The 13,353-nt window shown below is 38.2% G+C and carries 9 protein-coding genes and 1 pseudogene; 4 read left to right on the top strand and 6 right to left on the bottom strand.

Translation table 11 applies throughout. The features are described from left to right. Window positions 1-120 precede the first annotated feature (120 nt). A pseudogene (locus EHQ31_RS19080) lies at window positions 121-228 on the bottom strand (rod shape-determining protein); the annotation flags it as partial. A gap of 440 nt (window positions 229-668) precedes the next feature. Between EHQ31_RS19080 and EHQ31_RS16100 the strand changes: the two are divergent. After that, window positions 669-1,745, top strand: coding sequence for a tetratricopeptide repeat protein (locus EHQ31_RS16100; protein WP_135571954.1), 1,077 nt, complete (start codon window positions 669-671; stop codon window positions 1,743-1,745). On the opposite strand, the gene EHQ31_RS16095 is transcribed toward EHQ31_RS16100, so the two are convergent. From EHQ31_RS16095 to EHQ31_RS16085, 3 genes are all read right to left on the bottom strand, one after another. Continuing rightward, window positions 1,739-2,755 (bottom strand): hypothetical protein, encoded by a 1,017-nt coding sequence (locus tag EHQ31_RS16095; RefSeq protein WP_135571952.1) that lies wholly within the window; start codon window positions 2,753-2,755, stop codon window positions 1,739-1,741. The two genes, EHQ31_RS16100 and EHQ31_RS16095, sit on opposite strands and share 7 nt — an antisense overlap. A gap of 148 nt (window positions 2,756-2,903) precedes the next feature. Further along, window positions 2,904-3,467, bottom strand: coding sequence for a hypothetical protein (locus EHQ31_RS16090; RefSeq protein WP_135571950.1), 564 nt, complete (start codon window positions 3,465-3,467; stop codon window positions 2,904-2,906). Window positions 3,468-4,632: 1,165 nt separating this feature from the next. After that, window positions 4,633-5,655: a rod shape-determining protein gene (locus EHQ31_RS16085; protein WP_002972591.1), complete on the bottom strand. Its 1,023-nt coding sequence runs from the start codon at window positions 5,653-5,655 to the stop codon at window positions 4,633-4,635. Window positions 5,656-5,799: 144 nt separating this feature from the next. Here EHQ31_RS16085 and EHQ31_RS16080 point away from each other — a divergent pair, with 144 nt between their 5' ends. The 3 genes from EHQ31_RS16080 to EHQ31_RS16070 all read left to right on the top strand — a co-directional run bounded on the left by EHQ31_RS16080 (window position 5,800) and on the right by EHQ31_RS16070 (window position 11,308). Next, the gene (locus EHQ31_RS16080) at window positions 5,800-7,401 is read left to right on the top strand and encodes a Ppx/GppA phosphatase family protein (protein WP_135571948.1); all 1,602 of its coding nucleotides are present in this window, start codon (window positions 5,800-5,802) and stop codon (window positions 7,399-7,401) included. Then, window positions 7,398-9,959 (top strand): SpoIIE family protein phosphatase, encoded by a 2,562-nt coding sequence (locus EHQ31_RS16075; protein WP_135571946.1) that lies wholly within the window; start codon window positions 7,398-7,400, stop codon window positions 9,957-9,959. Before EHQ31_RS16080 ends, EHQ31_RS16075 begins: the two co-directional genes overlap by 4 nt. A 131-nt stretch (window positions 9,960-10,090) precedes the next feature. Further along, entirely contained in the window at window positions 10,091-11,308 is a 1,218-nt protein-coding gene (locus tag EHQ31_RS16070) for an MFS transporter (RefSeq protein ID WP_135571944.1), read from the top strand. 95 nt (window positions 11,309-11,403) lie between these two features. Here EHQ31_RS16070 and EHQ31_RS16065 read toward each other — a convergent pair whose 3' ends face one another. Both EHQ31_RS16065 and bcp read right to left on the bottom strand, forming a co-directional pair. Next, complete coding sequence (locus EHQ31_RS16065; protein WP_135571942.1) at window positions 11,404-12,882, bottom strand: leucyl aminopeptidase; 1,479 nt, start codon at window positions 12,880-12,882, stop codon at window positions 11,404-11,406. Beyond that, window positions 12,879-13,352: a thioredoxin-dependent thiol peroxidase gene (gene bcp / locus EHQ31_RS16060; RefSeq protein ID WP_135571940.1), complete on the bottom strand. Its 474-nt coding sequence runs from the start codon at window positions 13,350-13,352 to the stop codon at window positions 12,879-12,881. Before bcp ends, EHQ31_RS16065 begins: the two co-directional genes overlap by 4 nt. Window position 13,353 lies beyond the last annotated feature (1 nt).

Raw genomic sequence — 13,353 nt, 5'->3', positions numbered from 1 at the left:
TAACCGCTTCGCTTCGCTACTTAGGCGACCGAAACGACTTGGCCTACAATGCAGACGACCCTAAAGGCGGAGCATTGAGTAGGCCGGAGACCGTATCGAAATGCGGAATGCAACTACGCCTTATCGGTTAATATATTTCAATTCATCCAAGTAACGTCCTGTCCCAAGAACCACACAAGTCATTGGGTTTTCGGCCCGGAACACAGGAACTCCTGTTTCTTTTGTAAGTTAGTGGGGCACCTCGCAAACATTATTTTAAGCGCAGTTTTATTTTGTTCGCGACCGGGCTTTCCGTTCCAATCTTTTCACTGAAGTGAAAAGGATTTCCACATTTTGTTTTTTCTTTAATCACGTTATTCTCGGAGATTAAAGTTGTAATGTCGTTCATGTCGATCGTATGTTGAGTTCTCTATCGTTCACTCACCAAGTCAAACTTTCAGTTTGCTTGTATCCTCGCTCCTATGGTCGCTGCGGATTAATCCCTGGTGCGGGGGGAGGGGATACACTTCCAAAAGAAAGTAATATCAAATAAATTCAATAAATATATCGTGTAGTAATTGTTTGATTAAGATCAACTAACGAGAATAATTTTAATTAGAATATCCACTAACAGTAGGTCGATACAATTTTTTATTGCATTATTGTTTGCAGATTAAGAAAATTACAGTATGAATCTGGTATCACTAACCAAGAAAAAAACTATCTTAATTTTGATTCTTGTTTGTTTGCTAGGTCCCTTCGTAAATGTATTATTTACGGAAGAACCTATTGATGAAAAAAAGATGCTAACATTAAAATGGGTAGAGGGGTTTCGTCGCTCGAAAAACAAAGATATTAACTGGAAGACAAAGGAAAAATTAGAAAAAAAAGCTGCTGCTATTACTAGAATTGGTATCAATTATTATCAGAAAAAACAGGATACAAAAGCCATTGAAGAATATAAAAAGGCAATTTTGGTTTATCCAACTTCTGAAACCTATTATCATTATGCCAATAGTTTAACCAATGTGGATCGATTAAACGATGCAGTCAAGGCTTACCAAATTGCATTGGAAATGTATCCTGATAATACTGCATTACTTTACTACAACTTAGCTTGCGTCTATAGTCGATTAAATCAGTTAGAAGAGTCTAAATCAAACTTACGACTAGCCATTCAAAATGGATATTTTGCCATCCAAAAAATAAACAAAGATCCTGATTTGGAAAATTTACGGAAACTTCCAAATTGGGACCAGGGCCTTCAGGAACTCTTCAAAGTACATTACATCACCAAGTCAAATGTGATTGGTGAAATAACCTACCAAGGTCCTAGATCAGGGGATAAATTTTATCTTTGTTCCAATGGTTACTTTGTCGTGAAAACTGAATATTACTGTGATCAAAAGTACAAAAGTTTTAGTAGAGGTAAGTGGGAGTTTATAGGAAACAAAGTAGTTACAGAAAAAAAAGAAGATTGTGATTTGGATTACGTGGTGAGTCAAGAGCAAAGGAATAAGTATGAATATTCTGAAGCCCCGACAGAATGTTATGGAACTCCAAAATTTGCCGAATGTAAAAAAAATTCCAAAGCATACAAAAGTGAACTATCTTATCATAGTTTGTTTGAAGCAGTAAAAGTGAAACCAGAGAAGAATGAGGAAGATTACAGATCTTATTCTCATAAAAAGTTTTCGGGAGAAGAGCCGAAAGAATGTGATCCAAATTTCTATCCTAAAGATTTAGAGGATTACAGAGTTCAATAAATTTTCTGTTTGAACAAAACCAATGGACTTGGGTTCACATTTGATTTCCCAGCCAACACAGGATCATGATAATAGTAGGCAAGTCGTACAAAAATGGGGGATATGAATGGCTTATCAAAAATAAGCTGAATTTTCTTTTTCGATGCAAGTAATGAAGTATCAATCGAAAGTTTTTTACCGAATGATTCTTTCGAATTTTTTTCCATCAATTCATATTTTCTAGACCAACGTTTCGATATGATAATCGATTGAAATTTTGAGTCTTTACTAATTTCCAGAACTAATGATCTAAATAGGTCACCAGATGGTAAGTTGTGTCCTCTGGTTGTCATTTTAAAAGTAAGGGATAATTCTTCTTCTGAGGTATCAATAGCAAAATCATAAAATTGATCGGAAAACCATTCCCGATTGTTTGGACCAACGAGTTTGTGATTTGAATAATGACAGGATTGACAACTATCTTCGATTCCAGAAGATTTCCATTCTTCGTAAGTATTTTGCATTGGATGATTGGAATATATAATTTTATCATCTTTAAATATAGGGAAGTTGAATTGGTGACAGTTTGCACAAAACTCTGGCTTTCCAATATTTGATTCAACTACTTCATGATTTCCAATCGTTCGTTTTTGGTATCCCAGTATTTTTCCATTTCGAACATGACAAGATACACAGTTAATACCTTCATTTAACAGATGTAAATCGGATTGGGATATATTGTTTTCATTTTTAATCTTTCGGTAGTAGATTTCTTTTTGTTTTGATAGAGGTGCATGGCAATGAACACACCATTCACGATTTTCAATTTTTAAAGCTTCTTGAAATAAATCACTTTTCCAAGAATAGGAATGTCTATCTTCGTGAGGTTTTATATCCTTATGGCATGAAATACAAGAGGAATTGAGTAGAAGATTTGGATTTTTTGTTTCCCAACCTGTGGCGACAGGCTCAAGTCCATTAGGAAAAACGGGTTGGTTCTGATTGCAATGCCCGATGAAAAAAGGCAACATGATCAATAAAAGTATGAGGTTGCATAAACGGAAAAAAGAAAATGACATTGAATGTTTGATCAATCGGTAGTGATACAAGTCTCAAGAATATTCATTCATTTTTCATGACTCTTATCAATTTTTCTTAGCTATATGAAAATCGATGAATTTACTTGCGGGGTTTTAGGTTGATAATTGTATAAAACATAAGATCACCATCTCGGTCGAATTGTAATATTTCAGCATCAAATTTACTATGTTTTTTATACTTCAAAAGTTCGGTTCCAATTTGATACTTAGTTCTAAAGTTCTTATATTCTTCATCCAAAGTATATTCGAATTCTCTCAGATCACTTGGATCTGATTCCGCTACAGTCATGATGGGAATCAACGTCATTTTTTTTTGAATCTTCTTTGTGTTATTTTCACTGCATATTAGATCGAAAAAAAATGCGACTTCATCTTTTGAACCAACCAATTCGAGAAAACATACATCTTTCATGTGAATGATTTTATTTTTAGGAAGACATTTATCTGAATTAAATTCTTTCCAAAATTCAGAATCAGGGATACCACCTTTTTTCGATTGATTGATTAAATTTTGACAGGTTTTCAGGTGATCGGTTGTAAACTGAAACTCTGGTATCTCTTGAATTTTATTAACTTCAGGAATTGGTTGTGAAAACAAGTTTATGCTAAACAAAATGATCAAAAAGATATATTTTTTATCCATAGTTTATGGAGATTGAATTTTAAGGTTTTGTCAAGGTGGATTGTAAGCGTTTACATTAAAGTTATGCGCCATTATCTAACCTCTAGGAAGTAATATGGCATTCCCTCTGGATTTGAAACATCTATCAGTAGCTGAACATGAACTGGGTCGAGCTCTGCCCGAACCTTTACGGAAAAGACTTCAGACTAATAACGGTGGAGAAATTGATATCGACGGCAATGATTGGACTTTAAATCCTAATTCCGAAGTTTTTTTTTCATTGGTACCATGAAACGGGGAATATCAAACCAGTTACCATAAGCTGGAATTAACATTGCATTTTAGCAATATATAGTTTCGGGAGCCGGGAATAACTATGCTTAAGGATATCATTACTGGAACCATTTCGACTGTGTTTGCAACAGGAATCCTTGGACTCATCGCATATTGCTTACGCAAGCGTCGTTCCAGTCCCTAACTTCCTTTCAAAGGCTATTGGAAGATGAATCCTTCTCTACCGTCTTTTTAGTTTCCTGTATATAACAAATGTGACTTTTCGCAAAGCTTGGAGAGATTTTTATCTTTCGTCCAGATTTTGACTCCTTCCGCCTTGGCGGAAGCATAGAGATTGATATCGATGATAGAGAGGCCCCGACCATAAAGTTTTTCCACTTCGATCAAGCAGAAGATAATGGATTCTGAAACTGTAGGAATATAGGTTAGTTTTGTAAGTGAATCAAAAAAGAGGTGTCTATGATTCAAGGAAACCGAAGAAAAAAGGCGGAGCCTTGGGTAGGCCGAAGGCCGTATCGAAAGGCGATGACTCTCCCAAGTTAGGTAAAAAGAAAGGATTCTGGTCTTGAATTTAGATTACCGCGCCCCGGATCGAAGCGGAAATCCTTTGCGAATGCAAAGATTGCAGCGGAGAGCCGGAAATGTGCGCCCCAAAAAACTTAAAACTTATATATGTGATTCGTATATCCACAATCTCTTTGCAGCTACACGCATTTCGTTTCGCATGTGAAATAATGCAGCTATTTGAATTGCGTATAGCGCACTCTATTTTGGCTACTAATCGTATTTCGTATATTCGCCCTACATCATCCTATCCGTCATACGCCATTAGCTCCAGGCAAAAAAAAGGGAACTTTCGTTCCCCTTTTTCACCAAACCATGTAACCGAAGTTTATCGGATTCCTGGTTTGATGTATTTCAACTCATCCAAGTAACGTCCTGTTCCCAGAACCACACAAGTCAGTGGGTTTTCAGCACGGAATACAGGAACTCCTGTTTCTTTTGTGAGGTAGTGTTCAAGACCACGGAGAAGGCAACCACCACCTGTGAGAACGATTCCTCGTTCTACGATGTCGGCCGCAAGTTCCGGAGGAGTTCTTTCCAATACGGATTTAATTCCGTCTAGGATTTCGTCTGTAGGTTCTTTCAGGGCTTTACGGATTTCGTTAGAATCAAGTTCGAGAGTACGTGGGAGACCAGAGATGGCATCACGGCCTTTCACTTCCATCGTGTCCACACGTTTGTCTGCGAATGCATTTCCGATGGTAAGTTTGATATCCTCTGCCGTTCTTTCACCAACGACTAGGTTGTATTGGTTACGAAGGTATTTCACAATGGCTTCATCAAATTCATCACCACCCGTGCGGATGGATTCGGCGATTACCATACCACCAAGAGAGATCACAGCGATTTCTGTGGTTCCCCCGCCGATATCCACAATCATGTTCCCTGCTGGTTCATGGATGGGGATGTTGGCACCGATGGCAGCAGCGAGTGCTTCTTCAATGAGGAAAATTTCTCGGGCTCCGGCTTGTTCTGCGGACTCACGAACGGCACGTCTTTCTACTTCGGTAATCCCTGAAGGAACTCCGATGACGATGCGCGGTTTTACAAATGTAGTGCGGTTGTGGACTTTAGCGATGAAGTAACGAATCATCTTTTCCACAGTTTCGAAGTCGGCGATCACCCCGTCTTTCATAGGGCGGATGGCAACGATGTCACCAGGAGTTCTTCCTAGCATTCGTTTTGCTTCTTGTCCCACAGCGAGGACTCGACCAGTAGAGGCTTGGACAGCCACAACCGACGGTTCTGATAAGACAATCCCTTGTCCTTTCACATGCACGAGGGTGTTCGCGGTTCCCAAATCGATTCCCATATCGTTCGAGAAAAGTCCATAAAGGTTATCAAATATCATATCAGATCCTGGTGAAAGAAGTACGAAAGGGGGAATTTACGGTGGGTTCACACCAAAACAATAGAATTCTACCCGTTCCCCATAATTTTCGGCTGGTTTTTGCTTTCAACCGTAAAAAATTTCGATAGGCTAGTAAGATACAAAATGCTTCCTTTCTCACAAATCTTACGAAAACCAAACCAGGCATTTCGCACGGAAAAGATCCTTGCTGCCATTGATTTGGGCACCAATTCCTTCCATATCGTTGTAGTGAAACTAAGACCGGATGGTACACTTGAATACCTAACCAAAGAAAAAGAATCGGTGAGACTTGGAAGCGGTAGCAGTGATTATGCGGTCATAACAGACGAGGCGATGGACCGGGGACTTGCATGTTTAAAACGATTCAAAACCCTTGCCGACAGTTACAACGCAGAAATTCGAGCAGTGGCCACTAGTGCCCTTCGCGAAGCAGGAAACCGCCAGGTATTTCTTGACCGAGCTGAAAAGGAAACGGGCATTCAAATCCAAGTGGTCTCAGGAAATGAAGAGGCGCGCCTTATTTATTTAGGGATATTGCAAGGCCTACCGGTTTATGACAAACGAATCCTACTCATCGACATTGGCGGAGGGAGCACAGAGCTTCTTGTGGGAGAAAAAGGTGAGATTCTTTTTTCCACTAGTTTAAAACTAGGTGCCATCCGTTTAACGGAAAAGTATTTAAAAAAAGATCCACTGAGTGCCAATGATATTCAAAAATGTAGGATTCACATTGAATCGGTGTTATCTGCCTTTTTACCGCAAATCGAAACTTGGAAACCCTTTATGGTGGTGGGAAGTTCAGGAACCATCTCCTCTGTGACCTCCATAGTTCTGGAAAAAAAGATGGAAAAAAGGGACAGATTGAACGGAACAGAAATTCCGGTCGATCAGTTTAAGGATGTAAGAAAACAGATTTTAGATGCGGATAGTTTGAAAAAACGACTTAAAATTCCAGGCCTTGATGCCAAACGAGGAGATATCATCGTGGGTGGGATTTTGGTTTTGGATGAAGTATTACAAAGGATCAAAGCTCCTTCGTTTACTGTGAGTGAGTTTGCCCTTAGAGAAGGAATTGTTTATGATACAATCGAATCATGGTTTCGTCAGAAGGATTCTTCTTTACCGCCTCTAGACAATATTCGTGAAAAAGCCATCAAAACCGTTGCCAATCTTTATCCCGCTGGAAAAAAACATGCGGCGTCCGTTGTAAAAACCACCTTGCAGATGTTTGATGATCTGAAAGATTTGCATGGTCTAGGTAATTTAGAAAGAGATTATTTAGAAACAGCTTGTTATTTGCACCAAGTGGGACTATGTATTTCTCATCATAATTATCACAAACATAGTTATTATATCATCAAAAACTCAGAGGCAATGGTGGGTTTTTCCAATTCAGAAATTGAAATCATCGCGCTCATAGCTCGTTATCATAGAAAGGGTGGACCGAAAGGTAAACATGAAGAGTTCAAAGCACTAAGGCCCGATGACCAACTCCTTGTCAAAAAACTGGCAGCCTTTCTTCGCATTGGCGACGGGCTTGATCGTTCAGAAAAATCCATCATTGAAAGATTGGATGCTATCTATGAAAAAGGAAAAGTTATTTGTCGGTTGTATCACCACAAAGGAACCGATCCCAATTTAGAAATTTGGTCTGTGGCAGAAAAAAAAGATCTTTTTGAAGAAACCTATGGTGTATCCTTAGAGTTTCAAACCTTTACTATATGAAATTTCCTTTAAGATTATACTGCTTTCTTTTTCTTGTATTTCCTATTTCTCTCTTTGCTTTGCCTGTGGATTTGACAAAGAACTGGAATGTCAAAAAGGGTTGGTCTGAGTATGAACTTCCGATGGGTTCTGGGTGGATCCCTTTGGAAACGTTACCACTCGTTTCTATCAAATCACAATTGGTATTTCCTGATGGAGAGTTACAACAAATCACAATGGTAAAACCATTTTTGTTGTCTGAAATTGATTTTAAAGAAACAGAAGCAGATATGTTTTCCTTTCATATACCTTGTATTTCAAATGTGTACAAAGTGTATGTAAATGGAGAGTTAGTCGACAAGGGAGGTGCATTAGATAATGGACATATTGTCCGAAACGGATTCAAAAGAAATATTCTTATCAAACTTTCTCGAAATTTGTTACAGATTGGGAAAAATGAAATCCGAGTTCTTTTGGCCTCAGAAGCAGGTGAAGAATTAAATTATTGCAATGTTTTTAATGATTTTAATTCATCTATTGATCGTTATACGGAATTAAAAAAAGTTGAAGAAGAATATGCAACTTTTATGTTACTTTTTTTATACTTTTTTGTTGGAATTTATCATGGTTTGTTTTATTGGAAACGCCGTAATGAAACATACAATTTTTACTTTGCTTTGTTTGCCGTGTTTTTGTCGGCTTACCTTTATTTTAGATCCCAAGCCATCTATCGATGGGATGTGGATTCATTTACCACTACAAAATTAGAATATTTTATCGTTTTTTTGACACCCACATGGCTTTTGTTATTCGTTGATACTTTTTTTCGCAAACGAATCAGTATCATCACAAAAGGATATTTTGTATTTAGTTTAACGCTAGCTATCGTTCAGTTTTTTGTTAATCGTGCCAGTTCAATTGTGTTTTTGAGAGTTTGGCAGGGTTCGGTGTTAGCATTCAGTGTGGTATTGTTTTATATCACTGTGAGAGCCGTGATGAAAAACAATAAAGACGCCAAAAGATTATTAGTTGGCATATTGTTTTTGATGTTTACCGCCATTTGGGATATTTTGGGTGCTTCTGGATTGATTCCAATCCAAAATTTAAATTTATCTAGGTTTGGATTTTTATTTTTTGTTTTAGGGATTGCTGTTGTTTTGGCCAATCGGTTTTTGCGTGTCCATAAACAAGTCGAAGAACTTAACGCCAACCTAGAAAGAAAGGTTGTGGAAAGAACAAATGAATTACAAGAAACTCTCACTCGTGTTCAGGAATTAAAAGTCCAACAAGATGGAGATTATTTTTTAACCTCACTGCTTTTGGATCCACTGAACGATTCCAAAAAATCTCATTCAGAAATGATTGGAATCCAATCCTATACCAAACAAAAAAAAGAATTCGAATTTAAAGGAAAAACCAAAGAGATCGGTGGAGACCTGATTATTTGTGATGATATAGTTCTTAACGGTAAAAAATATTTCGTTTTTATTAATGGAGACGCAATGGGTAAGTCCATCCAAGGTGCTGGCGGCGCACTTGTGTTAGGTGTTGTATTTTTATCTTTTATCAAACGTACACAACTTTTATTGGAAAGCCAGTCCAAATCTCCGGAACGATGGATCAAAGAATGTTTTTACGAACTCCAAACTATATTTGAATCTTTTGATGGGTCAATGCTTGTATCTGTTGTTCTGGGTTTAGTGGAAGAAGATACAGGGGTATTGTATTATCTCAATGCAGAACATCCTTGGACAGTATTGTACAGAGATGGAGTTGCTTCTTTTATCGAAGATGAGTTAGAACTTCGAAAAATCGGAACCAAAGGAATGGCAGGACAAGTGCGTATTCGAGTTTTCGTTTTGGAACAAGGAGATGTGCTTTTTATTGGTTCGGATGGACGCGACGATTTAATTTTAGAAACGGGATCCGACGGTTCCCGTGTGATGAACGAAGACGAAACTAAGTTTTTGCAAGTAGTGAATGATTCGAATGGGGAATTGGAACAGATTGTCCAAAATCTTCAATCCATTGGGAGTTTTTCTGATGATTTAACTCTTCTTAGGTTAGAGTGGATGGGTTCTACCAAACGAATGAGGACAAATTCACTAAATTCTTTGAGTTCAGATCATTTTTTATATACTGAACTACAGTCTGTATTAGATTCGGGAAATACCGAAGAAACCTATCAAATCATTGAACGAATGTTAGCGAACGAAAATTTAGAAGATGATATTCGAATCAATTTGTTAAGAGAAAAGTCAAGAATTTCGCTTTTATTAAAACGTTTTGATTCGGCCGTTGCTTCTTTGGAATCTATCTTTCCATATTTTGTCACTGACAATGAAATATTGTTACAATTGAGTTATGCGTACAGAAAGTCAAAAAATCTAAGTAAGGCGATTGAAATTGGGGAAAGACTTAGGGCAAGAGACCCAAAACACATTAGAAATCTTATTAATTTGATCGAATGTTACAGACTTCAGAAAAATGAAGATCGCGCCAAAAAAATCCTCTCCCGACTTGGATCCATTGCTCCTGAAAATCCCCAATATTTGAAAATAAAGGAAAGTTTCGGCTAAAGAGAGTTTGCTGATCATCATTTTATTTTTTTCAGAAAACTAACATTTTTCTTCCTTGGCATCCTTAAAATGTCCGCATTGAGTAGTAGAATTAGCGGTATATTTGTTATAATACAGTAGAAGGAAAAAGAATGGATTTTAAGTTCACGCCGTATCATGTTTTTGTTGTTGGTTTACTTGCTTTTTTGCAATTTACCGTGGTTCTTGATTTTATGATTCTTTCTCCCCTGGGAGTTCTGGTCATGGAAAAATTACAAATTTCAACCCAACAGTTTGGATTTGTTGTTTCTGCTTATGCTTTTAGTGCCGGGATTTCTGGTATTTTGGCGGCCGGGTTTGCGGATCGATTTGATCGTAAAAAATTATTATTATTCTTTTACATTGGGTTTGTGCTCGCCACTTTTCTTTGCGGCATTGCAACAACTTACTTCTTTTTATTTGGTGCTCGCATTTTGACTGGACTCTTTGCTGGTGTCCTTTCTTCCATATCCTTTGCCATTGTTGCAGATTTGTTCCCGTTACAAGTGAGAGGAAGGGTGATGGGTTTTATTATGACTGCTTTTGCCGCAAGCCAAGTATTTGGACTTCCCATTGGTATTTATATTTCTAATTTATGGGGATGGCAATCTCCGTTTTTGATGATCGCAAGTATTAGTGGAGCTGTTGGATTTATTATCTTCTTCTTTTTAAAACCAGTGATTACCCATCTTGATCACAAAACGGATATTCATGCATTCCATCACTTAGCAAAAACAATTACACAACCTAAGTATTTACCTGCTTTTATTGCGACCACCTTACTTGCCACAGGTGGATTTATGTTAATGCCTTTTGGGTCCGCATTTTCTGTCCATAACCTTGGGGTAAAATTAGAAGATTTACCATTGGTTTATATGGTAACAGGTGTTGTTTCTATGTTAGGTGGCCCTTTGATGGGTAGACTGAGTGATGCCATTGGGAAATACAATATGTTTGTGATTGCTTCTATTTTTGCAGCTAGTATCATCATCTATTACACTAAAATGGAGATTTCTCCTTTGCCGATTGTGATTTTCGTAAATTCCATCCTTTTTGTTTTTGTGGCAGCACGAATGATTTCTGCCAATGCCTTAACCTCAGCAGTTCCCGACTTACATGACAGAGGTGCCTTTATGGCCATCAGTTCGTCGATCCAACAAATTTCTGGTGGAATTGCGGCTTCTGTTGCTGGCCTGATTGTCATCCAGACTTCTAGTGGTTATATGGAAAGGTATGAAATTTTAGGTTATGTAGTTGCAGGTGCTATCGTTCTCACTGTGATTTTGATGTATAGTGTGAACCAAATTGTCCTGCGAAAACATTCACAGTGAGAACACAATAGTTTTATATTAAAGAGGGAATGGTAGGTTTGGTTTGCAAGGCGGGAAAGTATCTCCCGCCTTTTTTATGTATTCAATTTGGAACTTTATTTTTTAGATAGTTCGTTCGCAAGATCGACTAACAAACGTACACCGTAACCTGTTGGTCCATGAAATTGGGTTCCTGACTTTTTCTTTCTCCAAGCGGCTCCTGCAATATCAATATGAGCCCAATTGATGGACTCATCCACAAACTTAGAAAGAAAAATTCCCGCAGAAATGGTACCTGCTCCTTTTCCGCCGCCAGTGATGTTTTTTAGGTCAGCAATGTCTGACTTCAAATCTTCCCCATATTCTTCCCAAAGTGGAAGTTCCCAAACTCGGTCATCCGAAGCTTCGGAGGCAGTGAATAGGGCTTCCCGGAGTGGATCCGAATTGGTAAGAATGGCGGCCGCTTCATGACCCAGAGCTATGATCACAGCACCTGTGAGTGTTGCTAAATCCACCATATAGTCTGGTTTGTAATTTTTAGAAACATAAGACAAAACATCACCAAGCACAAGTCTACCTTCAGCGTCTGTGTTTTGGACTTCCACAGTGGTTCCATTGTATGCGGTATACACATCGCCTGGTTTGATCGCCTTTCCGTCTGGCATGTTTTCCGCCACACCAATGGCAGCGACAATATGGATCGGAAGTTCCAGTGCGGCAATGGCACCAATCGCGTGTATGGTGGCAGCTGCCCCGCACATATCGTATTTCATTTCATGCATTTCGCCTGGTGGTTTTAATGAAATTCCACCGGTATCAAAGGTTAATCCCTTTCCTACAATGGCGAATTTCTTTTTGGCTTTGGCCGGTTTGTATTCTAAAATCACCATCTTGCCATTGAGTTCTGATCCACGAGCCACTGCCAAGATCCCACCAAGACCCTCTTTTTTCAATTGAGGTTCATCCCAAACTTTAACAGAGAGTTTGTATTCTTTTGCGATTTCTTTAGAACGAGAAACAAAATCATCGGGAGTGAAATAGTTTGCAGGTAAATGAGCGATGTGGCGAGCACCATTCACATGTTTGGCGACAATTTTACTTTTGGAAAGTCCTGATTCCGCTAATGTAGTCACAGATTTGTCTTCAAACTTTAGGTATACCGCACCCACTTTCTTTTTTTCTTTTTTCTTTGTTTGTAAAACAGAAACAGGATAACTTCCAATAAAAAGTGTATTCGCAATTTGGTATGCGATACGATCGGCAGAAAACTTTTTAGAAAGGGATTTAGAGATAATAATCTCAAGACCCATGCCATCATAACTTAGAATTTTTTCCCCGTATTTAAAAAAATGGGAAATAAACTTTCTAAAGTTGAGTTTTTCCTTTTCACCTAATCCAAGATAGATGGTTTGTTCTGCTTCATCACGAAATTCTTTTCCGAGTTCTCCCGAAAAAACTTTGGTTTCGATTTGCACTGGGAATTTTTTCCCCAGTTCTTCTTTGACATCCTCTTGGAAGATGGGGATGAGTTTGTAATATGTTCCGGATTTAGGGGAACCGATTTGGATTTGGAGTGGAGAGGTTTCTATTTTCATTTCCCTTGGATTTCCTGAATGTCTTTGATGATTTCTTCAACGTGTCCTTTGACCTTCACGCTGTCATAGATTTTTTTGATTTTGAGAGAGTTATCTAAAAGAAAGGTAGATCTAACAATTCCCATCCCTTTACGGCCCATAAAAACTTTTTCTCTCCAAACACCATAGGCCTCACAAATTTCGCCTGATTCATCAGAGATAAGATCAAAATTGAGTTCTTGTTTTTCAATGAACTTGGTATGCGACTTGGGATTGTCTTTGGAGATTCCCACCACATTGTAACCGAATTTTTTCAGTCGTGCAAAATTGTCACGGAAGTCACAAGCTTCTGTTGTACATCCTGGAGTCATATCCCTCGGATAAAAATAAACAACGACTCCATTTTTTCCTGTTAGGTCAGCGAGTTTTACTTTTTCGCCGTTTTGGTTGACACTTGTAAAATTGGGGGCTTTTTTCCCTACTTCCAACATA

It is taken from the genome of Leptospira montravelensis (assembly GCF_004770045.1).
In the GTDB taxonomy this organism is placed as follows: domain Bacteria; phylum Spirochaetota; class Leptospiria; order Leptospirales; family Leptospiraceae; genus Leptospira_A; species Leptospira_A montravelensis.
Note: the sequence above shows the minus strand (reverse complement) of the source record. Positions and strands in the feature narration are given on the sequence as shown.

Excerpts from the sequence above, each read along its gene's own strand:
- bcp (WP_135571940.1), bottom strand. The coding sequence starts at position 13,352 with ATGTTGGAAGTAGGGAAAAAAGCCCCCAATTTTACAAGTGTCAACCAA.
- EHQ31_RS16075 (WP_135571946.1), top strand. The coding sequence starts at position 7,398 with ATGAAATTTCCTTTAAGATTATACTGCTTTCTTTTTCTTGTATTTCCT.
- EHQ31_RS16085 (WP_002972591.1), bottom strand. The coding sequence starts at position 5,655 with ATGATATTTGATAACCTTTATGGACTTTTCTCGAACGATATGGGAATC.
- EHQ31_RS16100 (WP_135571954.1), top strand. The coding sequence starts at position 669 with ATGAATCTGGTATCACTAACCAAGAAAAAAACTATCTTAATTTTGATT.
- EHQ31_RS16065 (WP_135571942.1), bottom strand. The coding sequence starts at position 12,882 with ATGAAAATAGAAACCTCTCCACTCCAAATCCAAATCGGTTCCCCTAAA.
- EHQ31_RS16095 (WP_135571952.1), bottom strand. The coding sequence starts at position 2,755 with ATGTTGCCTTTTTTCATCGGGCATTGCAATCAGAACCAACCCGTTTTT.
- EHQ31_RS16080 (WP_135571948.1), top strand. The coding sequence starts at position 5,800 with ATGCTTCCTTTCTCACAAATCTTACGAAAACCAAACCAGGCATTTCGC.
- EHQ31_RS16070 (WP_135571944.1), top strand. The coding sequence starts at position 10,091 with ATGGATTTTAAGTTCACGCCGTATCATGTTTTTGTTGTTGGTTTACTT.
- EHQ31_RS16090 (WP_135571950.1), bottom strand. The coding sequence starts at position 3,467 with ATGGATAAAAAATATATCTTTTTGATCATTTTGTTTAGCATAAACTTG.